The 25573-nt window shown below is 49.3% G+C and carries 24 protein-coding genes and 1 CRISPR repeat array; of the genes, 7 read left to right on the top strand and 17 right to left on the bottom strand.

The features are described from left to right. Positions 1–102 precede the first annotated feature (102 nt). Positions 103–1059 (bottom strand): 4-(cytidine 5'-diphospho)-2-C-methyl-D-erythritol kinase, encoded by a 957-nt coding sequence (ispE, locus tag U2F10_RS27075; RefSeq protein ID WP_250565107.1) that lies wholly within the window; start codon positions 1057–1059, stop codon positions 103–105. Between the two features lie 63 nt (positions 1060–1122). Then, on the bottom strand, positions 1123–1959 hold the full coding sequence (gene rsmA / locus U2F10_RS27070; protein WP_499873809.1) for a 16S rRNA (adenine(1518)-N(6)/adenine(1519)-N(6))-dimethyltransferase RsmA: 837 nt from the start codon (positions 1957–1959) through the stop codon (positions 1123–1125). 151 nt (positions 1960–2110) lie between these two features. Between rsmA and U2F10_RS27065 the strand changes: the two genes are divergently transcribed. Further along, entirely contained in the window at positions 2111–2449 is a 339-nt protein-coding gene (locus U2F10_RS27065) for a DUF3082 domain-containing protein (RefSeq protein ID WP_250565108.1), read from the top strand. Positions 2450–2929: 480 nt separating this feature from the next. Beyond that, positions 2930–5301: a CRISPR direct-repeat array (repeat unit 37 nt; unit sequence GTTTCAATCCCCGTGAGGGGAAGTGGTTGATTGTGAC). Positions 5302–5701: 400 nt separating this feature from the next. On the opposite strand, the gene U2F10_RS27060 is transcribed toward U2F10_RS27065, so the two are convergent. From U2F10_RS27060 to U2F10_RS27050, 3 genes are all read right to left on the bottom strand, one after another. Then, complete coding sequence (locus U2F10_RS27060) at positions 5702–6523, bottom strand: LPS biosynthesis glycosyltransferase (RefSeq protein WP_499873807.1); 822 nt, start codon at positions 6521–6523, stop codon at positions 5702–5704. A gap of 34 nt (positions 6524–6557) precedes the next feature. After that, on the bottom strand, positions 6558–7271 hold the full coding sequence (locus U2F10_RS27055) for a hypothetical protein (protein ID WP_499873806.1): 714 nt from the start codon (positions 7269–7271) through the stop codon (positions 6558–6560). A gap of 101 nt (positions 7272–7372) precedes the next feature. Beyond that, the gene (locus tag U2F10_RS27050) at positions 7373–8341 is read right to left on the bottom strand and encodes an NAD(+) kinase (protein ID WP_163666273.1); all 969 of its coding nucleotides are present in this window, start codon (positions 8339–8341) and stop codon (positions 7373–7375) included. A 153-nt stretch (positions 8342–8494) separates the two neighbouring features. Between U2F10_RS27050 and U2F10_RS27045 the strand changes: the two genes are divergently transcribed. The 4 genes from U2F10_RS27045 to plsY all read left to right on the top strand — a co-directional run bounded on the left by U2F10_RS27045 (position 8495) and on the right by plsY (position 11007). Further along, entirely contained in the window at positions 8495–8758 is a 264-nt protein-coding gene (locus U2F10_RS27045; RefSeq protein WP_006517471.1) for a DUF3146 family protein, read from the top strand. 88 nt (positions 8759–8846) lie between these two features. Next, positions 8847–9242: a DUF3119 family protein gene (locus U2F10_RS27040; protein ID WP_499873805.1), complete on the top strand. Its 396-nt coding sequence runs from the start codon at positions 8847–8849 to the stop codon at positions 9240–9242. A 53-nt stretch (positions 9243–9295) separates the two neighbouring features. Beyond that, positions 9296–10261 carry a DUF3086 domain-containing protein gene (locus tag U2F10_RS27035; RefSeq protein WP_490795218.1) on the top strand — a complete coding sequence of 322 codons (966 nt, stop codon included), beginning with the start codon at positions 9296–9298 and terminating at the stop codon, positions 10259–10261. Between the two features lie 125 nt (positions 10262–10386). Beyond that, positions 10387–11007: a glycerol-3-phosphate 1-O-acyltransferase PlsY gene (gene plsY, locus U2F10_RS27030; protein WP_163666279.1), complete on the top strand. Its 621-nt coding sequence runs from the start codon at positions 10387–10389 to the stop codon at positions 11005–11007. A gap of 28 nt (positions 11008–11035) precedes the next feature. On the opposite strand, the gene proC is transcribed toward plsY, so the two are convergent. From proC to U2F10_RS26980, 10 genes are all read right to left on the bottom strand, one after another. Then, positions 11036–11845, bottom strand: coding sequence for a pyrroline-5-carboxylate reductase (gene proC / locus U2F10_RS27025; RefSeq protein WP_163666281.1), 810 nt, complete (start codon positions 11843–11845; stop codon positions 11036–11038). A gap of 146 nt (positions 11846–11991) precedes the next feature. Beyond that, the gene (locus U2F10_RS27020; protein ID WP_163666283.1) at positions 11992–12633 is read right to left on the bottom strand and encodes a cell division protein SepF; all 642 of its coding nucleotides are present in this window, start codon (positions 12631–12633) and stop codon (positions 11992–11994) included. A 428-nt stretch (positions 12634–13061) separates the two neighbouring features. Then, positions 13062–13781, bottom strand: a complete 720-nt coding sequence (locus U2F10_RS27015; protein ID WP_250565031.1) for a YggS family pyridoxal phosphate-dependent enzyme — start codon at positions 13779–13781, stop codon at positions 13062–13064. After that, on the bottom strand, positions 13778–14050 hold the full coding sequence (pipX, locus tag U2F10_RS27010) for a transcriptional coactivator PipX (protein ID WP_163666285.1): 273 nt from the start codon (positions 14048–14050) through the stop codon (positions 13778–13780). Before pipX ends, U2F10_RS27015 begins: the two co-directional genes overlap by 4 nt. A 291-nt stretch (positions 14051–14341) precedes the next feature. Then, positions 14342–15781 carry an anthranilate synthase component I gene (locus tag U2F10_RS27005; RefSeq protein WP_499873804.1) on the bottom strand — a complete coding sequence of 480 codons (1440 nt, stop codon included), beginning with the start codon at positions 15779–15781 and terminating at the stop codon, positions 14342–14344. A gap of 63 nt (positions 15782–15844) precedes the next feature. Next, on the bottom strand, positions 15845–16756 hold the full coding sequence (locus U2F10_RS27000) for an energy-coupling factor transporter transmembrane component T family protein (RefSeq protein WP_490794448.1): 912 nt from the start codon (positions 16754–16756) through the stop codon (positions 15845–15847). 18 nt (positions 16757–16774) lie between these two features. Then, the gene (der, locus tag U2F10_RS26995; RefSeq protein WP_163666289.1) at positions 16775–18136 is read right to left on the bottom strand and encodes a ribosome biogenesis GTPase Der; all 1362 of its coding nucleotides are present in this window, start codon (positions 18134–18136) and stop codon (positions 16775–16777) included. Between the two features lie 138 nt (positions 18137–18274). Further along, entirely contained in the window at positions 18275–18955 is a 681-nt protein-coding gene (locus U2F10_RS26990) for a J domain-containing protein (RefSeq protein ID WP_499873803.1), read from the bottom strand. 40 nt (positions 18956–18995) lie between these two features. Next, positions 18996–19823 (bottom strand): endonuclease VIII, encoded by an 828-nt coding sequence (gene nei / locus U2F10_RS26985; RefSeq protein ID WP_499873802.1) that lies wholly within the window; start codon positions 19821–19823, stop codon positions 18996–18998. Positions 19824–19832: 9 nt separating this feature from the next. Beyond that, complete coding sequence (locus U2F10_RS26980) at positions 19833–22214, bottom strand: protein kinase domain-containing protein (protein WP_499060084.1); 2382 nt, start codon at positions 22212–22214, stop codon at positions 19833–19835. Positions 22215–22534: 320 nt separating this feature from the next. On the opposite strand from U2F10_RS26980, the gene U2F10_RS26975 reads away from it, so the two are divergent. Further along, positions 22535–23545, top strand: coding sequence for an NAD(P)H-binding protein (locus U2F10_RS26975; protein WP_499868073.1), 1011 nt, complete (start codon positions 22535–22537; stop codon positions 23543–23545). Between the two features lie 123 nt (positions 23546–23668). After that, positions 23669–24376, top strand: a complete 708-nt coding sequence (rppA, locus tag U2F10_RS26970; protein WP_163666300.1) for a two-component system response regulator RppA — start codon at positions 23669–23671, stop codon at positions 24374–24376. Positions 24377–24435: 59 nt separating this feature from the next. On the opposite strand, the gene U2F10_RS26965 is transcribed toward rppA, so the two are convergent. Together U2F10_RS26965 and U2F10_RS26960 are read right to left on the bottom strand one after the other, a co-directional pair. Beyond that, positions 24436–25044 (bottom strand): hypothetical protein, encoded by a 609-nt coding sequence (locus U2F10_RS26965; protein WP_163666302.1) that lies wholly within the window; start codon positions 25042–25044, stop codon positions 24436–24438. A 122-nt stretch (positions 25045–25166) separates the two neighbouring features. Then, on the bottom strand, positions 25167–25514 hold the full coding sequence (locus tag U2F10_RS26960) for a copper resistance protein (RefSeq protein ID WP_499873801.1): 348 nt from the start codon (positions 25512–25514) through the stop codon (positions 25167–25169). Between the last annotated feature and the right edge of the window lie 59 nt (positions 25515–25573).

The following is a 25573-nucleotide window of genomic DNA, read 5'->3' as shown; positions in this document are numbered from 1 at the left end:
CAAACTCTATGGAGCCAGGTGCCATCAGTATATAAGCGGGATCAATCAACTGTCGGGCTTCTACCGATATGTTTCGTTTCCCTAAAGCTTGCTGACTGGAGATTAATTTTTTGTTTCAGACTCTAAACGAATGCCTGTGGCTGTAAAGCAGGTGGACCATAGTTTTAAGTCTGGATCAGGTAGGGCTGCTCGTACTTTATGCAAAATCTCATCGGCAGCGTCTTGGGTAGAGGTCAAGGTAAAGACGGTCGGCCCCGAGCCGGACATCATGGTGCCCAGCCCGCCGTAACTGGCCATGTAATCCCGTAACTGCTGGACTTTATCGTGGGCTGGGAGGACCACACGCTCCAGGTCATTGTGTAAATGTGAGCCGATGGCAGCACCATCTTTATGGGTGATGGCGGTAACCATGGGGCCTGCATGGACACGCTTTTGCCGTTCTTGTAGGGTGGCATTGTCGGAAATATCGGCATAGCGATCGCTAAAATTTGCTCGATAGGTTTTGTAGGCCCATGGTGTAGATACGGAAAGACTTTCGTACTTTGCCAGGACAACGTATAGGTCCGTCAGGCTAGAAATGGGATCAAGGATTTCGCCGCGACCGGTGGCAATGGCGGTGCCGCCGCGAATGCAGAAGGGGATATCTGAGCCTAGCTGGGCGGAGAGTTCTTCTAGTTCAATCTGGGTTAAACCCAGTTTCCACAAGAGATTTAAGCCCACTAACGTGGCAGCAGCGTTGCTAGAACCGCCGGCTAATCCTGCGCCGACTGGGATATTTTTTTCAATGGTGATGTCTACACCGCGATTCGCTAGTTCTGGAAATTTATAGGTCAGTAGATCAACGGCCTTAAGGGCGAGGTTAGAGTTATCGGTGGGTACCTGAGGATGATCGCACTGTAGCCGTCGAATGGCTGCGGGGAGATTGGTAAGGGTGATGCGATCGCATAAGTTCACACTTTGCATCACCATGGCCATTTCATGGAATCCGTCAGGCCGATGCCCAATGATTTCTAGATACAGATTAATCTTGGCAGCCGACAGCAGTGTGTAACTTGTCATAGACCCCAGCAAGATCCCAAAACGTTGATGCCACAAGCAGATTAGCACCTCGTGGCCATTAAATCAGGTGGTTGGCTCTGCTGGATTTAAGGTACCAATCTGATTGCTTAAGTTAACCCATTTTTCCAGACTGAGTTGTTCTGCCCGTACCTGGGGATCAATGGCCATTGTTTCCATGATTTTGGTAAGTTGCTCGCGGTCTACCAGGCTTTTCAGGTTGTTGCGCAGCATCTTGCGTTTTTGAGAAAAGCCCTGCTTCACTAAGGTATCTAATAGTTTTGGATTGTTGGCTTGCACTGAAAATGTGCGGGGTCGCAGGCGAACAACGGCGGAGTCTACTTTGGGTGCAGGTTTAAATGCCTTGGCGGGAACGGGGCAAATCAGCTCACACTCTGCTAAATACTGTATGCGCACCGATAGACCGTTAAAGGCTTTAGTGCCGGGCTCAGCGTACAGGCGGTCGGCCACCTCTTTTTGCACTAGCAGCACAATCGAGTCGTAGGGTTGGGGATTGGGCTGACGAATCTGGCCCAGCAGCTTTTCTAGAATAGGTCCCGTAATGTAGTACGGAATATTGGCAACGACTTTGTTGGGAGATTGAAAATTTGGGTGGTCAGCGAGGGCTGCTGTTAGGTCTACATCTAAAAAGTCTCCCTCAATTAAATGAAAGCGTTCCGATGCTTGAAACTGTTGCTGTAGCTGACGCACTAGATCTCGATCGACCTCGACGGCTACTACGGACTGGGTAAAGGGCACTAGTCCTTTAGTCAGTACGCCCTGGCCAGGGCCAATTTCCAATACCCGGTCGGTGTCGCATAGTTCTGCCGCCGCTAAAATCTGATTTAAAATCTGAGGATCGCGTAGCCAGTGCTGGCCAAACCGTTTACGGGGGCGGGGCATAAAAACACAGGGGAATGAATGGATTGGTATTCTATATCAGTTCTTGCCTGGTGAGTAGGTGTGGGTGCGTGGGATGATTAAGGCGTTGGGCGGGGGTAGTGGACGATGGGCAATGGGGCAGTAAAATAGGGATAGGATTTAGGTAAAGGCTATGGCTGAACCGTTAAAGCAATCGGGCGGTGACGATAAGGTGACGAAGGGTAGTAAGAAATCGACATCGCCTCTGAGTTGCTTTAGTGGCTCTTTTTTGGCTGGGACTCTTAGTGTTCTGTGTTATCGCATGATGGTGGCTATTGTTACGGCTTTTGCTGCTAAGCCGGTGCTATCTGATAATACGATTGTTTTGAATATTTCGGTGGCGGTGCGGACTCTGGTGGCTGGTATTGTTGCTTTGGGTGCTGGTGTGTTTGGTTTGACTGCCGTTGGTTTGTTTTTGTTGGGTATTCAGCTGATTGTTAGGAAAATGACTGGTCAGGATGCGACGGTGTAAGGGGTTTTGAATAGGGGGCTTTAGGGCACGGTGTACACACATCTCGGCAGAGAGTTCAGAATTCTGCATTACTCTCCTTAATCGCCTTGGTAAGGCTGCGGTATATACATCTGGAAGATTATTAACATCGACTATGACGGCAACGGTTCCTTGAATAAGGGGAACCAACGGAGGGGGTTTCGAACACTTGCAGCAGTTATTCAAACCCCTCCCTGACGGTTCCCCTTGGTAAGGGGAACCCTAGGCAGACTATTTTGAAACTATTGAATCTTAAGGGATTTGGCTATTCTCTTTGACTTATGTATACACAGTGGCCTTGGTAAGGAGGGAAATCTAGTTCTCCCCCTTACCAAGGGGGAGTTAGAGGGGGTTAGGCAACCACGAACGCTAGGTTCCAATACTTGTATGTACACTGTAGCTGTGAGGGGAAGTGGTTGGCTGTGACTACACCCGACTAGAAGAGAAAAGCAAATCACTAGAGTTTCAATCCCCGTGAGGGGAAATGGTTGATTGTGACGAAGAGTTGCGCATATCGAGTATGAGTTAATACCCAATACACGTTTCAATCCCCGTGAGGGGAAGTGGTTGATTGTGACGATGAGATTGCTTACACGGGCAATACGGGCAGCTCGTTTCAATCCCCGTGAGGGGAAGTGGTTGATTGTGACGATCAAGTCGAAGACCGAGACTCCATTCTTGATTTGTTTCAATCCCCGTGAGGGGAAGTGGTTGATTGTGACGCGCAGGACGCCACGTACCGGGGGCCAGCCGGTTAGTTTCAACCCCCGTGAGGGGAAGTGGTTGATTGTAACAAGATTCTTTCAAGCAATGAAGGTATGTGTGTTGCTGTTTCAATCCCCGTGAGGGGAAGTGGTTGATTGTGACCGGACAGCATCAGAAATAGCGGTTCGGGCATCTCTGTTTCAATCCCCGTGAGGGGAAGTGGTTGATTGTGACCTAGTGGAACGGAGCAGAACAGCTAACCCTCTTTGTTTCAATCCCCGTGAGGGGAAGTGGTTGATTGTGACTGAGCCGTATCTCCATGTGTTAGATAGGCCGCATATTGTTTCAATCCCCGTGAGGGGAAGTGGTTGATTGTGACACAACAGCACTGAATTGAGCCTAATGCCCAACGCCGTTTCAATCCCCGTGAGGGGAAGTGGTTGATTGTGACGATCGAGCCTTTACCGCAGAGGTGGGGGACGATGCGTTTCAATCCCCGTGAGGGGAAGTGGTTGATTGTGACGGAGCTCCCTCCTCCTAAAATGATGGCCTTGGTTGTTTCAATCCCCGTGAGGGGAAGTGGTTGATTGTGACACACGTCAGAAGGGCAGCAGCCTGAGGTAGGGTTGTTTCAATCCCCGTGAGGGGAAGTGGTTGATTGTGACGCTGGACTTGTTCCAGCCTATGTGTTCGTCATGTAATGCGTTTCAATCCCCGTGAGGGGAAGTGGTTGATTGTGACGTGTGGGCACGAGGAAGAATCCTCTTTTTCTGATTTGTTAATCCCCGTGAGGGGAAGTGGTTGATTGTGACGAAGCGATAGCGCTTATCAGAGATCCCATGATCTGTTTCAATCCCCGTGAGGGGAAGTGGTTGATTGTGACCAGAAAACCGTTTGGATACGGTGAGATGGTTGGTAGGAGTTTCAATCCCCGTGAGGGGAAGTGGTTGATTGTGACGTGTATAAATCCATCCTGGCCAGCAAACAGCCTCGTTTCAATCCCCGTGAGGGGAAGTGGTTGATTGTGACTTAGGTCGCTGGCATCAATGGTAATCAGGGGCAATCTGAGGACGTTTCAATCCCCGTGAGGGGAAGTGGTTGATTGTGACGACCATGCCACCTCTGCGGTGAGTATCGGTGAAGGGTTTCAATCCCCGTGAGGGGAAGTGGTTGATTGTGACGACCATGCCACCTCTGCGGTGAGTATCGGTGAAGGGTTTCAATCCCCGTGAGGGGAAGTGGTTGATTGTGACGTCCGCAAAACCGAGAGCTTTAGCTAGCGATCGCTTAGTTTCAATCCCCGTGAGGGGAAGTGGTTGATTGTGACCTTATTTCAGGTTGGAATTGATCGGCCCTCATTGGTTTCAATCCCCGTGAGGGGAAGTGGTTGATTGTGACCTGAGCAAGAAAACGCGTCGCCGTCGGCGGCATCTGTTTCAATCCCCGTGAGGGGAAGTGGTTGATTGTGACCTCAATGCCAATCTTTAACCCGCGCCAGGTGAGATGTTTCAATCCCCGTGAGGGGAAGTGGTTGATTGTGACACGCAAACCATTGATGTAAAAGCACTTCCATCAAATGTTTCAATCCCCGTGAGGGGAAGTGGTTGATTGTGACTCTCTGATAACGCCTAACTGCCTGCTCGTTAGCCTTGTTTCAATCCCCGTGAGGGGAAGTGGTTGATTGTGACGGATTCTCGGCCAGGGCATCGGATCGCTATCCATGTTTCAATCCCCGTGAGGGGAAGTGGTTGATTGTGACTGACTACCAAAGCCAAGGGCTAACCGAAATCCTGCCTGGTTTCAATCCCCGTGAGGGGAAGTGGTTGATTGTGACCCAGGTTAGTCAGGAACTGTACTCGATTTGCCCCAGTGTGTTTCAATCCCCGTGAGGGGAAGTGGTTGATTGTGACCCGGAGCTTTGCCCGTTCGAGGGAGAAGTACCACACCTGTTTCAATCCCCGTGAGGGGAAGTGGTTGATTGTGACGTACTTAGCAGGCGCTTTGGTTTCATATTTGGGAGGTTTCAATCCCCGTGAGGGGAAGTGGTTGATTGTGACGAGACCAAATACGCCAAAACCCCCGCAGTTTAAAGGTTTCAATCCCCGTGAGGGGAAGTGGTTGATTGTGACGGCAGCCCATTGAAACGTTGGCTGCATTTAGTTTTCAAGGTACATTTGCGCGAATCTACCCCATTATAGTTCTCAGCCCAATAGATGTGCACTTCTTCAAGTTACCTTAATCCTACAAAACATTGAATTAATAAGCCTTCCAGCCCTTGCGCGGATCCCAAAGACAAGCAAAAAGCCACTAATTGGCTCTGACAAAGCTTTTCATCCCCCTTGATTCAGTCTGCCACAGCAAACACCTACACAGTCGCGCAACCCATAACAGCCCCAAACATTAAACAAAAGGGAACCATCATTCTAACAGTCAGTCCCATAGATAGTTGACTCCCGACTCCCCACCTATCCAGAGTTTCCCAACTTAAACGGATACCCCCATAACCAATAACCAATAACTCAAACCTTTTTAAAGCCTTAAGGTAAACTGCCGACTCAAGGCAAACCTCAACAGCCTCCCTGGATGTGTCGAACCACTCAGCACAGGACCTCGTAAATACTTATTAAGCAACAAACGCCCCAACCCTTTAACGCGTCCATAGGTACGTTCTTTTAGCACTTTTCCATAGGCCGGTTCAAAAGCTAAAGGACCATAGAGCACATCGGCACGATGGGTGGTGCTGAGATTGTTTTGCTGATGTTCAGGATTGGGGATGCCACCATGTTCGCCATAGTTACGCCAGGGAACATAATTGTGGAAGTTGCGATCGCGCAAATAATACTCAATGCCTGAATCCCAGGGAGTATAGGTTTCTGGGCCAGGGTCTGCCTTAACCATTTCAGCTAACTCGATCAGCCTCCAAGCACTTTGCTTAGTAATGACATAGGCCACCATCGCAGTTGAATACCCCTGGGCATACCCTTGATCTGTAATGGTATAGATCTGCGATGCACAGGTATAGAGCCAGGCGATACCCAGATGTTTATCGTTAGGGTCAAACGGTGACGGCAGCTGAGCAAAGTTGGCAACCGGTACAAAATCTGCTTCGACAATCAGGGTGGGCTTTTCTGATAGCAGTGCTTGTTCCCAAGCTTTACGGTGATTGAGTAAACACAGATAGCTACGAGAGTAGTTTTTGTACTCTGAACGATGCATCTGCCGTAGCACCTCAACATGACAGCCTGTAGTGCCTAGAAAGGATGACAATTGCTCAGTGTCTTCTTGATAGGCCAGGATCAATATCTGACCTATCGTATCTATGAGACGACTATCTGTAGGACGAGTACCCATTGTCTTGGCCAAGAAGGGTTGAGAGAACGTTGGGTTAAGTTTTCACAGCATTGGGCTGAAGATTGAGTAGGGCCTTAGTGGTCACCCCTGCATAGACTGCCCCACCCACGGCTCCTAAAAGGGCTCCCCAAATTACTAAAAAATTCTCTGTGCCGGTGACGGCAAAAACGAACCAGCCCACTAGACTGGCGCTTACCCAGCCCAAGATTCTGCCCAGGAAATTGGCGATCCACCACTGCCGCACATTCTGTACCTGACTCGGTAGGCTGCAAAGTTGGGCAATACTGACGCACATGCCGATAACGGCACTGTAGATGGCAATGGTTAAGACTAAGGTGACAATATCGCCAGGATCGGGCAAATTGTTGAAAAATTGAAGCAACATCACAATCAGCCCAAATACCAATAGGCCAACCCAGGACCCTAAATAGCTACCAAAAATATTGGCGGTCACCCACTTCCACATTTTTAGCCTGGGTAAAAGCCGCTGCATGACGAGGGCCTGTAGAGGACCAACCACAGCACCAACAATCAAACCCGCGATGTAAAGCGCTTCAAAGTACTGAGCTGATACGTTCATCAAAAAGCTAAGGGGTGTGGCGATCGCAAATCCCAAGACGTTGGCCCCCAACCAAAGCCATACAGTCTTTTGATTGGCCCTTTGATTAGCCCTTAGTGGACCACGCCCACCCCGATTAATTTTTTCAGGTCCGCTCACGTTCGATGGGTCAGAATTGTCAGTAGCCATAGACCACACAGGCAAGAGAACTGTTAACTATACACAGAACAGAGGCTTATTTCCTTAAACCTTGTGGAAATACTTGTAGCAATTGCATTGCGTATTCGTGACTACGGCAGTTCCACCGATGTGGGTTTAGCAATATGGGGCAGTCCCCAGCCTAACTTTTCCCGCAAAACCTTAAAGAACTCTGGATCCTTTAGACGGATAAACTTTGCTGGATACTTTGCTTCCCGTAGGCAAACGCGATCGCCAGGGGCGACATAGCAACCAGCATTGCCATCAACCACCATCACCAGAGGATCTGGGTTTGCCGAAGACACGATGACCTTTTCAGCACTGGGAAAGACCAGGCCACGTGCTGCCAACGAATGGGGGCAAATGGGAATCAACTGTAACACCGATACCCCTGGCGTGATCACCGGGCCACCGGCTGAAAGTGAATAGGCGGTAGACCCGGTTGGCGTGGAAATGATGATGCCATCAGCGGCAATATCAACCGGCGCATGGCGACCAATGGTGACCTCAAAATGGCACATGCTGGTGAGTGGCTCACGGTTGAGTACGACCTCATTGAGGCACAGGGCTTCCCAAGCAGGTTGGTTATGCCGTACTAACTGCACCGCTACCATCGTGCGATCTTCCACTTGGTAATTGCCCGCTAGCACCTGCTCTAGCACATGGGGTAACTGATTAAGATACGTTTCCGTTAAAAACCCCATATGTCCTGTATTCACCGCCAACAAGGGAATACCTGCTGGTGCCACCTGGCGAAACGCTGACAGTACTGTGCCGTCACCACCCAGCACAATGGCAAAGTCCATGGCGTCATCAAAGTCTTTAGGCACCAATGACTCGATGGGAATGAACTTAGCTGGTTTATTGGCATTGGCATAGCCAAGTAGTCCACCTAATCCCGTTGCTGTGGCTACTTGACAACCGTACGCTTCAAGTCTGACCCTTAACTCTTGAGTGACCTGACAGGCGACAGGTTTGACATCGTTATATATGATGCCAACCTTTTTGGTGCGTCTCTGTGGGGAAGTAAGGTTGTTAGAAACCGGGGTCACGTTCAGCATCCGAGCTAATCGATATCCTTTAGGCTACCGCCTTTAGCTCTGTCTTGAACAGTCTGCCATCCTCTCCGTATCTAATTTTTCTGCATGGGAGGGTAGCTCTAACGCAAAGAGGTAGCTATCTTAACTTTAAGGCCTCTTTTGCATAATTTTCTTGTGACTGCCCAACGTTTACCCGAAACTACTGCCCATGTGCGCATCACGTATCAATCCTGGCAACAAGGCAAACTCGAAGGCGAAGTCAATGCTAATGAATTTGCCTGGCAGTTTCAATGGAAATTTCGCGGTGGCCATCTGACCGTGGAACCGTCGTTAGGACGGGCCTTGATTCAGGAGCCGCTGGGACGATTTTTAGAACGGTTTGACTATCAACTAGAGCCTGGTGGGGATTATTCCTTTACAATTCGTGCTGAGCTGTAATGCCAAACCTTTAGTTTTATAGCTGTCAGAGCACTTGTCGGTAAAGTAGGGTAAGGTCTCCAATCAATAACTGTACCCTGGCTCTACCATGGCAACGCTCTCTCCAGCTTCATCTGTCGCCACTACCTTACGTCCAGACTACCGTCTATCCCTGTCAATTCTTTTAATGGGTCTGTGTGTAGCCCCTATTCAAGCTATAGGTGGGCTTGTGATCGCCCTATTGGGAATGTTCCTCATAGTACAAACGACGGTGATAAGGCTGACGTTTACGGACACGGAATTACAGGTATGTCGAGGGACAACTATTTTGCGGCGGTTTCCCTATGCTGACTGGCAAGCTTGGCAGGTCTTTTGGTCGGCGGTTCCAATTTTGTTCTACTTTCGCGAGGTGAAGAGTATTCACTTTTTACCTATGGTATTTAACGCTGGGGAACTCGTTGATCAGCTCCAACAGCATTGCGACCCTGCGGGGTTAAATCAGTAGTCAGAGAACCACTGCGATTAACTAAAGATCGAAGAAGAAGTCCATTAACTACCATGCCGACTGAAGAGTTTTCTGAGTCACCCAAGCAACCTAAGGATAGTCCCCTAGCGCCTTTGCGCACGTCATCAAGTCGTAGTTCAGAGGCTGAGGTGGCTCGATTGGTACAGGCGGGATTACAGGATTTAGAGCAGCGCCGTCAGACACTACAGAAAGAGATTGAACAGCTAGAACGACGTCGCGATCGCATTCAGGCAGAAATGCGCACCTCCTTTGCTGGCGCATCCCAAGATTTAGCGGTGCGTCTCCAAGGGTTTAAGGATTATTTGGTGGGTAGCCTTCAAGATTTAGCCACATCTGCTGAACAATTAGAGCTGGCTCCAACTGCGCAGGCGGCTGAGCCGATGTCACGCCAGCCGCCTGCACAGCAACGTCCAGCCCCTGAAGCGCCAGATATAACCACCACGGCGTTTTCTATTCAGCGATTTGAAGAGCAGCGAGAGCGGGTACGCAGCCTCATTGACCAATATCGCACCAGACCCGATTACTATGGCCCCCCCTGGCAGCTGCGCCGCACCTTTGAAACCATCCATGCGGACCGGGTGTCTAATTGGTTTTTTACCCAGGGAGGACGTGGGGCGGTCAAAAGTTTAGGCAGTCGTTTGCAAAATGTGGTGGTGGCATCGGCAGCCATATCGGCACTCTATGCCATTTATGGCGACCGCCTATGCACTATGGTGCTGGCCAATACCCCTGAACGTCTAGGAGAATGGCGACGCTGGCTCCAAGACTGCCTCGGCATATCACGGGCCGATTTTGGTTCTAATCGAGGGCTCATGCTGTTTGAGGTACCTGAGCCTATGGTGCAGCGTGCTGAACGCTTGATGGATAATGGCTATTTACCGATGCTAATTATTGATGAATCGGAAAATAAATTGCCATTGGCAGCTTTGCAGTTTCCCCTATGGTTAGTGTTTGCCCCAGACCCGGCAAATCCTTCGCAGGACGATTATTACTATTAAGGCGACTGCCCCTACCGTAGCCACAAGGGTTCACCCGTTACAAAAGGATGATGGGGCGTGGTTTTCCAAACGTGCATAACCCCCTAAACTAAAATCGGGTTTGGTTTTTTAGGACTGGTTAACTCATGGTTTGGTGGATTGCAGTCGGTTTATTGGTACTGGCCTACTTGCTGGGATCGCTGCCTACGGGATATGTGGTCGCAAAGCTACTCAAAGGAATTGATATTCGTGAACATGGCTCAGGGAATACCGGAGCCACCAATGTGTTTCGAGTCGTGGGCAAACAAGCCGGTATCACTGTGCTTGTGATTGATTTGCTTAAAGGCCTAACTGCGGTTTTAATTGCTCGGTTTGTGATGGCTCAGTTTGGTGACAGCCTGACTCTGTCCACATGGATACAAACCCTGGCAGGATTACTGGCAATTTTGGGGCACAGTCGCTCCGTATGGTTGAACTTCACAGGGGGTAAATCGGCAGCGACGGGACTTGGGGTCATTCTTGCCTTAGCTTGGCCAGTTGGCCTAGGGACAGCAGCTGTTTTTGGCCTTGTTTTTGGCCTCTCGCGAACAGTGTCTCTAGGCTCTATTTCTGCTGCGACTGCGGCCCCAATACTTATGTTCTTAACCGGCCAACCACTGCCGTTTATATTGTTGGTCTTATTGGGGGGCATCTATGTCATCATCCGCCACCGCAGCAATATTTCTAGATTGTTAGCAGGGACAGAACCAAAATTAGGCAATAGTTAGGGGTTAATCAGGGCATTGATCCATGCCCCTACTGGTTGCCCAGTTCCCGTGACCGGCTACTGGCTGCCCTCACAGCTTCAATCAATGCTGAACGCAGACCTAGTTCTTCTAAACAGGCGATCCCAGAAATTGTGGTGCCGCCGGGGCTAGTCACCCTATCCTTCAAGACGGCTGGGTGCATGCCTGTTTTTTGTAATAACTGAGCGGTGCCCAGAACTGTTTGCAAAGCCAGCCTATTGGCAGTTGTGCGTGACAAACCAGAGGCTACACCTCCGTCCGCTAAGGCTTCAATTACGATGGCAACATAGGCCGGGCCTGAGCCAGATAGTCCGGTTACGCCATCTAAAAGTGGCTCGGCAACCTGAACAACTTCACCCACAGTGCTGAAAAGTTGTTGCGCGATTTCTACATGCTCGGCAATAGCACGACTGCCAATAGCAATGGCTGTCATCCCACAACCAACGGTGGCCGGCGTGTTGGGCATGGCTCGAATAACTGGCCATCCTGGAACAGCTTGCTCTAATCGAACAATTGAAACCCCGGCTAAAATAGAAATAACCAGAGGAGATTCACTAACAACAATTCCTGAAAAATCTCTGGCGACACTGTCAAAAACTTGTGGCTTGGTCGCTAAAACAATGACGTCGCTATGCTCAATGACCTCACGGTTACTATGGGTAGTGCGGATGTCATACTGTTCGATGAGCAACTGTCTCCGCTCATGGGATAAATCAGACACCAAAATGGCATCCGGTGTATACATCCTCTTAGAGAGCAGGCAAGACAGCAGTGCTTCTCCCATGACACCGCCACCAATAATGCCGAGTTTACCAGGCAATGATCCAAGGCCTCCGAACACGCTTATAGCATCCTAAGAATACCTTGAAATGGGCTGATAACCTTGAACAGCCAAGAGGCAACTAGGGCAATGCTTAGAATTGAAGGGGCATTAAGCATCGCCCTAAGTTCCAATTAGCATCATCTTTAGGCCATACGTGCCACCTGCTCAGTTGCCCAAGCGGGTGTGGGAGCAGCGGAAGGCATAGCAGGCTCTTCCATAGGCAATCCATCTTCGCTGTCAACGGGCATACTGACCTGTACACAGTTGGGTGTGAATAGGAAGATGCTTTCGCCAATGCGCTCTTGATGACCATCCATGGCATAGGTGCCACCAGCAACAAAGTCAACTGCACGCTGGGCTTGGTCAGGATCCATGATAGTTAGGTTTAAAACCACAGACTTCCGCTCACGGAGTGCTTGGATTGCCTGGGGCATTTCCTCAAAGGAGCGGGGCTCCATCACGATTACTTCAGACACACCGTTAATTGCACCAGGCATACCAATCACATTACTAACACTACTCATTGAATTATTCATGGAAACCATCCCAGAATCGGTTGACATTACGCGGTCACGGATGCGGCGACGGGGCGCGCGAGTCTCAACGGGCGCAGCTGTCGTTACCCCTGAAACAGGTTGAGGTTGAGGCTGGGGTTGAGGAGCCTGATTCTCTTGTTCATAGAGGTTCTGGTATTCCTCGCCGTCCATTTCGTCATATTCATACTCATAGTCGGCCGGGTCATTAAGGCCAACAAAGTCACGTAATTTAGTAAAAATGGTACTCACGGCTGAAACTCCGTCATGGCTAGTACTAACTTGGCTAGAAAATCTCTCAAGACCTGAATTAAAAGGAGTCGAGAGATGATTTGAGACTAAAGTGGGCCATTGATGGCTGGACGTATCAGCAACCTCAATTGAGATTTTCTGATAGCTCTAACCCCATTGCCTAAGATCAGGGATACTCTAACCCCCTTGTGCTCAAACGGCAATGGAAAAACAAACGTCATTCAATATGACGACGCTTGCAGCGCTCTATCAACCTAGAGAATTAAACCTCTTTAGTCGACATTTGAAAATACCCGCACACAATCATTCGGGCATAACTTTGAGCCACAGTATACACGAATCGATTAAAAAAAATCACCAATTCCCAAAATAGACTGAAGTATCTTGATCTTTTTTAGGAATAGAGATGATATAAATGGCCAAAGCCCTCAGGTACGGGAGCCAAACAGAGTAGTTCCTAATCGAATGATATTTGATCCAGCTGCGATCGCAAGTGGAAAATCCTGGGACATTCCCATGGAAAAGTGATGAATTGGTAAGGGCGTTTCTTGATGATTTGCCAGTGATTGCCCGAGGGCATAGGCTCGCTCAAAAAAAGATTGGGTTTGAGGCAACAATAGACCATAGGGAGGAATTGCCATGATCCCCTCTAATTTGAGATGAGATAACTGTGCTAAATCGGGCAAGGCTTGCCAAAGTTCAGACTCAGTCAAACCATGCTTATTGGCATCTGCCAACAGTTTTACCTGTAGACAACAGATGGGCGAACGGGAAAGTTCAGCCGCTATCTGATCCAGGCGTCGAGCTAATTTCAGACTATCTACAGAATGAATCCAGTCAAAGTGTTGTAGGGCCTTGCGCGCTTTGTTGGTTTGCAGATGACCAATAAAGTGCCAAGTAATATCTGGCAAATCCGTCAGATCTGCCTGTTTTGCAATGGCTTCCTGGATCTTATTTTCGCCAAAGTCCCGGAGGCCAGCTGCGTAGGCTGCCCGAATAGCAGCCGCAGGAAATGTTTTACTGACTGCCACTAAGCGCACATGGGCAGGCAACTCCAATTGCTCCACTCGTTGAGCAATTTGCTGACTGTGCCATTCAAGCGGCTGTGGAGAAGATCCTGGAGTAGTAGTCCCCGCAGCATTCATCATTGAAACGTTCGCTTGTAAACCTTGTTTAAATGCTCAAATTCGCTGTATTGGCCAGACTGGCGCAATATTCGTAGACGTGTTTCTAACATCATACGGGCCTCTGTTCGACCAATGGGATCAAAGAGCAAACCAGCTGCCCGATCAACTTTTGCCAGAAAAAATAGCCGCTGGGCATAGAGCGTGGTAAATAGCTCTTTATCGCCATCCACCAGGCAAATCCGAAACAACAGCCCAAAGTCAGGGTGATTGAGATAAGTTTCAGTGCTCATTCAAGGGGTGCGATAAATGGGAGAACAAAGGACAGTTAATACAGAGTTTACTCAAGAAGACTTGTGATCCTAACGCTCATTGATAAATCTACCAAGCCCAATGGCTAGAGTGCCATATTGTCCAAAACAAGAGTTTAAAAAGGGGTAGGACACCTTCCTGGACTGACCTCAGCTCAATACGAGCTAAGCTCTGAGTCTACCAGGGTGGCAGAAAAGACATTGATAGAGTTTACAGCGTTTCCCTGCACTATCTTCAAGAATTAAGCGGCAAGGTCTGCATTCTACCCCTATCTAGACGGAAATTCCCAAAGCGAGTAGTTGTGCCTGGGCCTTTTGTAAGGATTCCTGCCATTCTTGGTGGGCCTCACTATCGGCGACAATGCCTGCTCCCACTTGCCCCCAAACAACATGCTGGTTTGATCGATCGGGGGTCAGCAACAGCGTACGGATCAAAATATTCAGGTCTAGTTGACCGCGCACATCCAGGTAACCGCAGGAGCCATAAAACAAACTGCGACGCAGGGGTTCGAGGGTTTCAATGATTTCCATACAGCGCACTTTGGGGCAACCAGTAATGGTGCCGCCGGGGAATGTGGCTCGAATTAAATCAATGGCATTGAGGTCAGGGTGCAAGGTGCCGATGACGTTGCTCACCAGATGCATGACATGGCTATAGCGTTCGATCACCATGAGTTCGTCCACATGGACTGATCCCCAAGTACAAACTCGACCTAGATCATTGCGCTCTAGATCTACGAGCATTATGTGTTCTGCCCGTTCTTTGCAATTTGTTTCAAGGGTTTGAGCAAACTCTCGATCTGCTGCCGGTGTCTTCCCACGGGGACGTGTCCCGGCAATTGGACGGGTTTGGGCCGTTTGATCCCATAGCTGTACGAGACGTTCGGGAGAACAACTAATAACATGTCCCCACGGTGTACGCCAATAGCTGGCAAAGGGAGAGGGATTAATCTGGTGAAGCTGTCGGTATAGCTGCCAGGGAGAACTACTGGTGTGGGTTTGAAACCGCAAGGAAAGATTTACCTGAAAAACATCTCCTGCTTGAATATGGTCTTTGGCCGTTTGTACGGCTGTTTCAAATTGGGTCTGGCTAGAGCAGAACGTCAGTTTTTCTGAAAGATTCGGTACTACGAGGGACGGGGTTTGGTGGGGCAGGTGTTCCAGACGGTGCACCATGGTTTCTATATCGGCTGGAGAGGCAGCAGCTAACCATAAATCCTGTTGGTGATGATCGAGAATGGCAAACTGTTCTGGCTCATACCAGTAGGCAACTGGGAAGGGCAGTGAATCCTCTTTGCGATAGGGAAGTTTTTCAATCTCCCAAGCCGTGTCATAGCCTAGCCAACCTAACCAGCCGCCGACAAAAGGCAGATCATCTGGGGGGGTTACTGAGGATGGGTACGCTACCCATGCGCTGGGGACTTGCCCCCTGAGTAACTGGCTAAGGGTGGGCAAAATCTCCCCAAGGGACGGGGTAAACAGTTGAGGCTGGTTCGCCATCTGTCGAGGTCCGCCAGCGCATAGGGAATAACGAATTAAATTGTCGGGGGCACCATCAACTCGATCTGGGCTCTCTAACAGGGTGGCGATGGCAGACCCATGAAACAGCGCTGCGAAGACATCAGCGCCACTGCGCTGCGCAAGGTCAAGCCGGTGCCAAAATCTGGGCAGTATATCTTGCTTAGCAAGCGATGGGGGGGAAGAAAGGGACAATTGAGGATGTGGGAGGTAGGGTGGGCCAGGCCCACCAAAAAGGATTATTGGGTGAGGAACGAATCAAATGGGATTGCCTAGGGCAAAACGACCCCACCAAAAGAAAACCAGGCTCACAAGGAAAACCCAGTCCCACCAGCGTAGCTGTAGCTGATGCCATTGGACCTGGTGATGGTCTGGACTGGTAAAGCCTCGAACTTTCATGGCAGCAGCAATTTGCTGGGCTCGCAACAGTAAGTTGTCGAGCAAACGCTCTGCCACCATCAGCCAAATTTGACTGGCATGACGCCAGCCTAATTTACGCCAGTTGATGGCGCGGGTACGTACAGAACGCACAAGATTTTGGACCTCTTCAAGGACGAGGGGAATAAATCGTAGCGATAGGGTCAAGGTCAAAGCAATTTCCGTGACTGGCAGTTTAAACCATCGCAACGGAGACATTAGCTCTTCGATAGCTGCTGTGATCTCCTCAGGGGCCGTGGTTAATAAAAATAGGTTTGTGCTGTAAATCAGTGTGAATAACAGTGTGCCGACCTTAATGGCAAGCTTTAAAGACTTTTGTGTAATCTGCACCCAATGGAAATCAGCAATGATATAGCGATAGTTGGTTTCTGGTAGGGAACCAATGGTTTCAAAGGGGGTATCTAGGGTGGCGATCGCATCGGGTGTGGGCCAGCGAGGCTGATTAATCACAGCAATGCCATCGGGCATCACCATAATTAGCAGCGACGCCAGCGTAAACAAAATGAGTAGCCCGCCCATCTGCTGTCGCCATACCCGCCATGGCACCCTGGCGGTCAGGGTGAGCAACATCAAAATCACCACCAGAGCAATACGCCAGGCCGTATTGGCTAAAACGGGCGTCAGCAAAAAGCTCAGCAGCCAGGCTAGCTTTACCCGTGCATCAATCCGATGCAGCCAGGTGACCGGCTGTTCCAGGTATAAACCGATCGGTAGTGAGCGGAGTAGATCCATGGGGAATAGTGTTGAATTCTAAACCTTAGTTGCCCTATTCGCGCTTTCTCGGTCAAGATCGCGCATCTTCTTACCTCGCCAAATTAGACGAATGGGCGTACCTTCATACCCTAGGTTTTCACGAAATTGACGTTCAATGTAACGACGGTAATTGTCGGTAAATAGTTTGCCAGCATTCACAAATAGCGTAAACGTTGGCGGACGGGCGCTAACTTGGGTACCGTAGTAAATTCGCCCTTGTTTACCCTGACGTGTGGTCGGTGGGGAATGCCAGCTGATGGCATCTTCGAGCACTTCATTGACGACGGCAGTACTGACGCGACGACGATGCTGCTCTACCGCCTCATCCACCGCATCTAAAATCTTGGGCACCCGTTGACCGGTGAGGGCACTGACATATAACCGTGTGGCCCAGTCCAAAAAGTAGATTTTGCCACCCAATTTTTTATCGTATTCATAAATAGTGTGACTGTCCTTTTCTATGGCGTCCCACTTATTGACCACAATGATGCAGGCGCGGCCTTCATCTTCGATGCGCCCTGCCAGTTTTTGATCCTGCTCAGTCATGCCATCAAGGGCATCAATAACCAGTAGCACAACATCAGAACGGCGGATGGCCTTAAAGGCACGGTTGATGCTAAAAAACTCAGGGCCGTAATTGACGTTCTTCTTCTTACGAATACCGGCGGTGTCAATCAGACGATATACCGTCTCTTTACGGCGCACCACCATGTCAATGGTGTCGCGGGTCGTGCCTGATACGTTGCTGACAATGGCGCGATTTTCACCGACAAAGGCATTGAGCAAACTGGATTTACCTACATTGGGTCGACCAACGATGGCGACCTTAATCTCATCGTCTTCTTCGATTTCATCCGTTGGGGGGAGATGGGTGACTAGTTCATCTAACAGCTCCCCGGTACCATTACCGTGGATGCCTGAGACAGCATAGGGTTCACCTAACCCCAGCGCCCAAAACTCAGTGGCTTGGATAATGCCCTGATCCTCGGATTCACATTTGTTGACGGCGAGTAGCACGGGTACAGATTGCTGCCGTAGCCAGGATGCAATTTCGCGATCGCTTTCATTCAGGCCTTCCTGACCATCCACAACAAACACAGCGGCCTTGGCCTCAGCCAGTGCTAGCATGGCCTGCTCACGAATGTGGGGTAAAAACTCACTGTCATCTGCAAAGACGAGACCGCCAGTATCAACCACCATAAAATCGCGATCTTGCCAAAAGGCAGGTTGGTAGGTGCGATCGCGAGTTACTCCAGGTTGATCATAGACAATGGCCTCCCGGGCCCCAGCCAGTCGATTGACGAGGGTGGACTTGCCTACATTAGGACGACCAATAATTGCGACTACGGGCAAAGCCATGGGAAACCGGCGGATACAAAGCAGACGACCATTGTAACAATTTGTGCCAGGCAGGTCTTTTTATTTTCAAAGGAATACTCAGGGACAGTATCAGGCAATTATGAACTTCGGCATATTGTTAGCAAACATCAATCCACCTCACAGGATGGCCTGCATGTCAGCTTTGGCTTCACGACGGAGTTGTTTAGAAATACGAAACAATTCTTGCCCGGTGTGGAGATAGCTGTCGTCATAGGTAAAGGTAAACCGCTCAATTTCTTCAATGCCGTCTTCGAGCTGGTTGAGACAATAATATAGATTCGCGGCCACCTTGGCTGCCTGGGATGGATTGGGCATGGATTTGAATTTCTGCTTCGCTTTTTCTAGGGACTCACGACAGTTTTCCAAATAGTCTTGAAACGCTTCCATTAACTCATCATCAAACGGGTCTGCCGATAGGTTACGAACTTCTGACTTCAGGGGATTAATGATTTTGCCGATGAGGCGGTCAGTCGGCGTATAAATACTGCGAATCCATTGGGCGAGGGCATCCTCAGCTTTTTGATAAGCTTTGCGCCGCTGCTGATACTCAGCGCTAATATCGCTGGCCCGTTGAACCCTATACCCATTCCGCTGGGCATCGTAATGTTTACGAGACTTGGGGTCTCCTAGCACTTCATAGGCGGCATTAATTTTAGCGATATGGTCGTGATCGCCATGGCCGTTGGCCCGGCTATCGGGGTGGTGTTGTTTGGCTAAGCGATGGTATGCCCGTTTAATGTCAGCTTGGCTGGCCGATTCGTGCAGTTCTAGGGTTTTGTAGTGATTAGACGTCGCCATGGCCAGTTTGAAGTGCAGTCTTTATTTTATGGCTAAAAACTCAACCTTTAGCGGGTTGGCAAACCGGACAGTAATAAAAACGTCGACTGCTGGCAAAGTCTTTGACAATAGGTGTTTTGCACACACGGCACGGTCGATTGGCACGGCTAAACACCCAATGACGGTACTGGGATCGCTTTTGCCCCTCAGCTTTGAGCTGGTTGGCTAAGTCTAGATCATTGGTGATGCCACTGTAACGATAGGACTGATAGGGAATAGCAATGCTGGCTTCGGCTAGGGCTTCTAGTTGCTCGTCATTACAATCTATGGGGCGTTGCCGGGGATGAATGCGAGCAACATAGAGAATTTCACTGCGCAGATAATTGCCAATGCCCGCTAGGAAGTGCTGGTCCAGATATAAAGTGGTGAATTGACGGCGTTGATGCAGTTTTGAGGTGAGCAGTTCCAGTACATGAGCTGGCCGTAACTTAGGGCTGAGCACGTCTGGCCCCAGTTTGCTTAGAAACGGATGGGTGGGAATTTGTTCTGGGGTGAGCACCTCAATATCAGAGGCACTGTAGAGCAAGGCCGACTTTTTGGGGTTGTGAATGGCGAGTCGCAGCTGCCGTTTAGTAGTTGGATAGTTATAGGCATTACGAATCATCCAGACACCGTAAAGCTGGTTGTGGCTGTAGATGCTGAGGGCGTTATCAAAGTGAATCAGGAGGGCCTTACCACGGGTTTCAACCTGGCATACTTTTTGCCCGGTTAGTTCACTTTCATAGGGTTTGAGGTGTTCAAAAGCAAAGAATACCTCGCGGGTAGCTTTGGCTTTAACAGCCCGTTCAATTTTATCGGCGGCTTTTCGAATTTCGGGGCCTTCAGGCATTGGCGATATTTATTCTTTGTGCCAGAGTTTAATGGTTTTATCAGAGCTGGCGCTGGCCATAAATCGACCACTGGGGTGAATTGCGATCGCAGTCACCGAATTTCCATGGTCTAAAAACGTCTCCACCAGTTCTCCGGTTTTAGCATCCCAAACCTTGATGCTGCTATCTCCGCCAGCACTGACGACAGTCCGTTGATTGGGTGCGATCGCCACCGCATTGACCTCACGGGTATGGCCCTTCAGCGTGTGGATCAAATTGCCAGACCGCAAACTCCACAGCTTGATGCAACGATCCTTGCTTGCACTCGCAATCAAACGCCCATCGGCACTGATGACAACATCATTCACAGAATTCAAGTGACCAGAAAGAACCCGAAAAACCTCACCAGTCCCCAGCTGCCAAAGACGAATTTTGTTATCAAAACCACCACTGACCACCAGTTCTTCATCGGGGGATATATCAACACAGCGAATCATCCCTGCATTGCCCGACAACACCTTGGCAAGCTTACCTTGCTCTAAATTCCACACCCCAACAGTACGGTCTTCGCTGCCACTAATCAATATGGAGCTTCGCCGACCAATAGCCACTGAGGTCACATCGTGGCGGTGGCCCTTGAGAATGTGCAATAAGCTGCCTGTGCCCGCATTCCACAGACGAATGGTGTCATCATCGCTACAGCTGGCCAGGATCTGTCCACGAGGACTAAAAGCCAGCCCATTAATCCCCCGCACATGGCCAGTTAAAGACGTGATTAAGGTGCCCGTCTGTAGATCCCAAATATTAACGGTGTCATCCAATCCCCCACTGGCAAGCACCATAAATTTGGGGTTGAAGGCCACCGTTGAAACCCATGAATTGTGTCCTTCCAGGGTATGGGTGCAAACCCAATGCGACGGACCACTCCGCGGGCCAGACGTCTGCGATTTAGTCGGTATTCCAGAAGAGATGCGGCTCTTAGACGATCCCAAAGAACCGGTAGAAGGCCGACCCAGGCTCATGGGGCCTGAGGGAATACCTGAAACCGGGCCAGATTGGCCCTTAGACACAGGCCTAGATTGTCCTTTAGAGACCGGACCCGAACGTCTACCTGACACCGGCCTGGATTGTCCTCGAGAAACAGGCCCAGATTTTTGTCCTGACATGGGACGAGACTGTCCCATCGAAACTGGCCCAGAACGCCGTCTGCCCGGTACTGCACCTGATCTAGGCTGGCCCGATTTAGGCTGGCCCGATTTAGGCTGAGAAGTCGATCTCGATTGCGATATCGGCCCAGATTGTGCCTTAGAGATCGGTCTATTGCCAGACTGTCTAGGGGGCGGAGCGGTGGGGGGATGCTCTGCTCTAAACTCTGGGCTGAGTTCTTGGTTAATTAGCTGTTCGTTAAGATTGCGGCTGACATCTTGGCCAGTGCTAATGGCATCCGACAGCAGGCTACCCGTATCAGCGGGTCGTTGCCGAGTCCAACCTGGCACTGACCGGTGATAGGCTGGCAACGCCTCCAACTCTTGTAAAACTTCTGCAGCAGATCGGTAACGCTCATTAATAAAATCCTTGAGCATCCGATCGAGAATGGCTGCCAGTTCAGGGGTAACAGACCGACCTGATCCTATTAAATGTTCTTGCCACAGCCAGCGGCCTTCGAGGGGGCTATAGAGCTTTTCAGGCTTACGCCCAGTCATTAGGCAAATGCAGGTTGCTCCCAGGCTATAGAGATCGCTAGATGGATAGGCCTCACCACTGCGTAGTTGCTCAATGGGGGAATAGCCCTCAGTGCCGATGCGAGTCCCCGTATGATCTTTATCATTGGAGAGTGAAACTTCTAGCTGCTTAGCAATACCAAAATCAATCAGAACTGGTTTGTTATCTTTCTGACGGGAGATAATGTTGGTCGGATTAATATCCCGATGCACAACATTACGATCATGGATAAACTGCAGCACTGGTAGCAGGTAGTTCAATAACCTACGAACCTTGGCCTCATCAAACGGTCCTTCCTTTTTTACCTCTTGCAGTAAGGTATTCCCTTCAATGATCTGCTGTACCAGGTAAAAATTTCCCTGCTGTTCAAAATAGGCAAGCAGGGACGGGATCTGTGGATGCTCCCCCAATTCGTTCAAACGGACAGCTTCCTGATTAAACAAAGTGAGAGCTTTGTCAAAGGTTTTATTACTGGATTGACGTGCGAACTGCTTAATGACACAGCGCGTATTCAGGCGATCAATGTCTTCCGCCAAATAAGTTTTCCCAAACCCCCCTTGTCCCAAGGGTTTTATCGGTCGATAGCGATTACGAAGTAACTCTGTGAGAGGGCTGCCACAAGACTGACACACAGTGACCCCATCAGGGTTTACTGGCACCAAGCAATCAGGATTTAAACAGCAGATCATCTCAACAGGCAGGACGGCTAATGGTGACGCAAGCGGGAACGCTACTCTACTTTACCTATCAACCCATCTTTAGGGTGGCTGATTTTAGCAATGGCGTAGGTAATTTCCGAGGAGTAAGGAAATTATCCTTATCAGTCGTATCATTTCTTCATAAAAGCACTGCTTTGGGCACAAAAAGTCAGCCTTTGCCAATAATCAAAATTACAGTGACCCAGAATGCTATGCAGGCTGCTGATGAGTTATGACAGCTGAACCCTAATCCGTTAAAGGGTATCATTGGGACGTCTCAGATATAGCCTTTATAACAACGTCTATTGCATATGACTGACTCCAGTACTTCAGGGATACAACGTATTTTGGTGTTGGGTGGCACAGGAAGCATTGGACGTGCCGCAGTCGCTGCATTGGTAAAGCGCGGTCACGAAGTCGTCTGTATTGCTAGAGCAAAAGCTGGTAGCGGTGGTCGATTAACACAAGAGAAAACCACTCGCCTTTTGCAAGGTGCCGAGGTCCTCTTCGGTGACGTTACAAATACTACGTTTCTGGCTGAACACGTTTTCCGAGAACAACAGTTTGATGCAGTGCTGTCATGCTTGGCATCGCGGACGGGAGAACCGAAAGATGCCTGGGCTATTGACTATCAGGCCCATGCAGACGTTCTATCCTTGGCGAAAGAATCCGGAGTGACGCAGATGATACTATTATCTGCAATTTGTGTGCAAAAGCCACGGCTTGTATTTCAGCATGCCAAGCTTAAGTTTGAACAAGAGTTAATAGAATCGGGGTTGACCTATTCTATTGTTCGACCGACTGCATACTTTAAATCACTGGTCGGACAGGTAGATCGGGTAAAAAAGGGAAAGTCTTTTTTGCTGTTTGGTGACGGCAAACTAACCGCTTGCAAGCCGATCAGCGATGCTGACTTAGCTGAGTATATGGCAGATTGTTTGGAAGACGTTTCACTACAGAACAAAGTGCTGCCTATCGGCGGACCGGGACCCGCAATTACGCTGTTGGATCAAGGGGAATATCTTTTCAAGATATTGGACCGCAAACCCAGCTTTAGGAGCGTACCAGCTTCGTTATTGAGCGGGGTGGCGGCGGTTTTGGAGGGTCTAGGTAAGGTTGTACCGCCGTTGGCTGCAAAGGCTGAGTTAGCGCGGATCGGACATTACTATGCGACAGAATCGATGTTAGTGCTCAATGCTGAGACGGGGCTCTACGATGCTGATGCCACACCTGAGACAGGGAGCGATACGCTATTTGAGTATTTGCAGCGCCTTATTGACGGCAGCGAAACTGCTGATCGCGTCGATTACGACTTGTTTTAAGGCTCATTAGTTATTCGTTTTCAAGACCTTGTGTCAATTTAATGACAATAAGATTGAGATTGAGATTCAATTTAGGTTAGAGATTGTAGGAAAAGAAAGATTAGTTACCTACATCCTGTGTATATGGAAATCTTGCTAGTCGATGATGAGATAGAACTCACCGAACCGCTCGGTAGAGTACTGCGGCGTGAGGGATATAAGGTGCAAGTTGCCCATGATGGTGAAACTGGTTATGAGTTAGCAGCTAATAGCCAGTTTGACTTATTGATTCTGGATTGGATGATGCCAGGGTTGAGTGGGTTGGATATGTGTCGGCAGTTGAGAGAGCAACACTTGACCACCCCAGTTCTTTTTCTCACTGCAAAAGACACTCTAGATGATCGTGTAGACGGTCTTGATGCCGGGGCAGACGACTATTTAGTGAAACCTTTTGAACTGCGGGAGTTGTTGGCCAGGGTGCGGGCGTTGTTGCGTCGTCCCCCCATCCGCGAAGAGACTCAAATAACAACTTTACAGTATCAAGATTTAATTCTAGATAGTGCGAATCAAATTGCTAGACGGGGGGGGGGGATTCTGCCGGAACGTATCATTGAGCTATCCGAAAAAGAAGCTCAGATTCTGGGCTATCTAATGCAGTACCCTGATCAGCTACTGACCCATCAGCAGATTTACGATGCTGTCTGGGGCACCAGCGGTCAACCTAGCAGTAATGCCCTTGCGGCTCAGATGCGTTTGTTGCGCCGCAAGGTAGAACATTATGGTGAAGTGACCTTAATTCATACGGTCTATGGCAAAGGGTATCGATTTGGCTCTCCATCGGAGCCTGTATAACAGTATGCGATATTCGTTATCACGTTTGCTATGAAGCATATAACCAGTTCGCTTGTCGACTACGCAAGAGCGAATTGGCTAATGGCCTGGTCGAAGATAGATTTTGTTACTCCTAGTAAACGGGATAAATCACTCACAGTATAGCTATCGATTTGTTTTGTCAGCGTATTGTGCGAAAACTGGGCAAACTCCCACAGTTTTCCGTCTGTCACTATGCCGTAAACGGGTGTATCTGCACCGTTAATATGAGCTACCGCAATTAGTTGTGCCAGACATTGGCCCCAGCCTTGTTCAAAATCGTTTTTCTTCGCCTCTACAACTATGATAATTGGAGTTTCCAGCATGGTTTTACCCAATGGGGAGCGCTTGGAAACTAAATAGTCGGGAGTGCCGTTGAGTTTACCATCATAGGCAATTGATTTTTGTACCCAGAGGGAAGTGCGCTGATAGTAGTGCTTATAGACCTCTCGCAAAATTGGAAAGATAATGGCTTCACATCTTGCTGCTTCTGAAGCAAAAATATCAATATTTTTTTGATTGAAGTCAAATTCGTCTAAAAAAACTTGAGAAGGACTGTAATCAGCAGGTTCAATAAAATTAAGTTCTTCGTACCTTGTTTGATATTCAGTTTGTACTTGAGTGATGCTTTTGTAATCGCTAAAAGCCATGGCTAGATAAAGACATCAAGTCGTTAAACCGTCGCTGTATGCCCTTATTCTAGCTAAGTGCTTAAATCCCATTATCAGTGTTGCAGCAGCTGCATGTCGTTGTAACGTAAGCGTCCCATAGCTTATTCAGCTGCGGGAATGCCTTCGCCATGATTCATGTCACCGTGATCCATGCCACTGTGGTCCATCATCAATTCCATGCTGGTGGGACCAGATGCTTTGAGCCCCATGGATACTAGACCAGATGTTAGTAGCCCCATGGTGACAAGGCCGGTCGACAGTACCCCCATGGAGATGATGCCGATGGAAATAATACCGTGGGAAATGACGCCAATAGAGATAACGCCATGGGCAGAAATTCCGACTGCAACGATGCCATGAGCACCGATCCCCATGGAGAAAAGCTTTCTTTTCTTGCGCGGGGTTACAGGTTCTGTAGTGGGGGTGCTGTCTATCACAGGTCGATGCATAGAGTTAACCCAGCGATATTAGTGCCCTAGACAAGAATATGTCAAAAGACAGCCTGTCA

This window comes from Leptothoe sp. EHU-05/26/07-4, assembly GCF_043421015.1.
In the GTDB taxonomy this organism is placed as follows: domain Bacteria; phylum Cyanobacteriota; class Cyanobacteriia; order Phormidesmidales; family Phormidesmidaceae; genus Leptothoe; species Leptothoe turfae.
Note: the sequence above shows the minus strand (reverse complement) of the source record. Positions and strands in the feature narration are given on the sequence as shown.

Coding starts and splice junctions, on each gene's coding strand:
- ispE (WP_250565107.1), bottom strand. CDS start 1,059: ATGACAAGTTACACACTGCTGTCGGCTGCCAAGATTAATCTGTATCTA.
- rsmA (WP_499873809.1), bottom strand. CDS start 1,959: ATGCCCCGCCCCCGTAAACGGTTTGGCCAGCACTGGCTACGCGATCCT.
- U2F10_RS27065 (WP_250565108.1), top strand. CDS start 2,111: ATGGCTGAACCGTTAAAGCAATCGGGCGGTGACGATAAGGTGACGAAG.
- U2F10_RS27060 (WP_499873807.1), bottom strand. CDS start 6,523: ATGGGTACTCGTCCTACAGATAGTCGTCTCATAGATACGATAGGTCAG.
- U2F10_RS27055 (WP_499873806.1), bottom strand. CDS start 7,271: ATGGCTACTGACAATTCTGACCCATCGAACGTGAGCGGACCTGAAAAA.
- U2F10_RS27050 (WP_163666273.1), bottom strand. CDS start 8,341: ATGCTGAACGTGACCCCGGTTTCTAACAACCTTACTTCCCCACAGAGA.
- U2F10_RS27040 (WP_499873805.1), top strand. CDS start 8,847: ATGGCAACGCTCTCTCCAGCTTCATCTGTCGCCACTACCTTACGTCCA.
- U2F10_RS27035 (WP_490795218.1), top strand. CDS start 9,296: ATGCCGACTGAAGAGTTTTCTGAGTCACCCAAGCAACCTAAGGATAGT.
- plsY (WP_163666279.1), top strand. CDS start 10,387: ATGGTTTGGTGGATTGCAGTCGGTTTATTGGTACTGGCCTACTTGCTG.
- U2F10_RS27015 (WP_250565031.1), bottom strand. CDS start 13,781: ATGATGAATGCTGCGGGGACTACTACTCCAGGATCTTCTCCACAGCCG.
- pipX (WP_163666285.1), bottom strand. CDS start 14,050: ATGAGCACTGAAACTTATCTCAATCACCCTGACTTTGGGCTGTTGTTT.
- U2F10_RS27000 (WP_490794448.1), bottom strand. CDS start 16,756: ATGGATCTACTCCGCTCACTACCGATCGGTTTATACCTGGAACAGCCG.
- der (WP_163666289.1), bottom strand. CDS start 18,136: ATGGCTTTGCCCGTAGTCGCAATTATTGGTCGTCCTAATGTAGGCAAG.
- U2F10_RS26990 (WP_499873803.1), bottom strand. CDS start 18,955: ATGGCGACGTCTAATCACTACAAAACCCTAGAACTGCACGAATCGGCC.
- nei (WP_499873802.1), bottom strand. CDS start 19,823: ATGCCTGAAGGCCCCGAAATTCGAAAAGCCGCCGATAAAATTGAACGG.
- U2F10_RS26980 (WP_499060084.1), bottom strand. CDS start 22,214: ATGATCTGCTGTTTAAATCCTGATTGCTTGGTGCCAGTAAACCCTGAT.
- U2F10_RS26975 (WP_499868073.1), top strand. CDS start 22,535: ATGACTGACTCCAGTACTTCAGGGATACAACGTATTTTGGTGTTGGGT.
- rppA (WP_163666300.1), top strand. CDS start 23,669: ATGGAAATCTTGCTAGTCGATGATGAGATAGAACTCACCGAACCGCTC.
- U2F10_RS26965 (WP_163666302.1), bottom strand. CDS start 25,044: ATGGCTTTTAGCGATTACAAAAGCATCACTCAAGTACAAACTGAATAT.
- U2F10_RS26960 (WP_499873801.1), bottom strand. CDS start 25,514: ATGCATCGACCTGTGATAGACAGCACCCCCACTACAGAACCTGTAACC.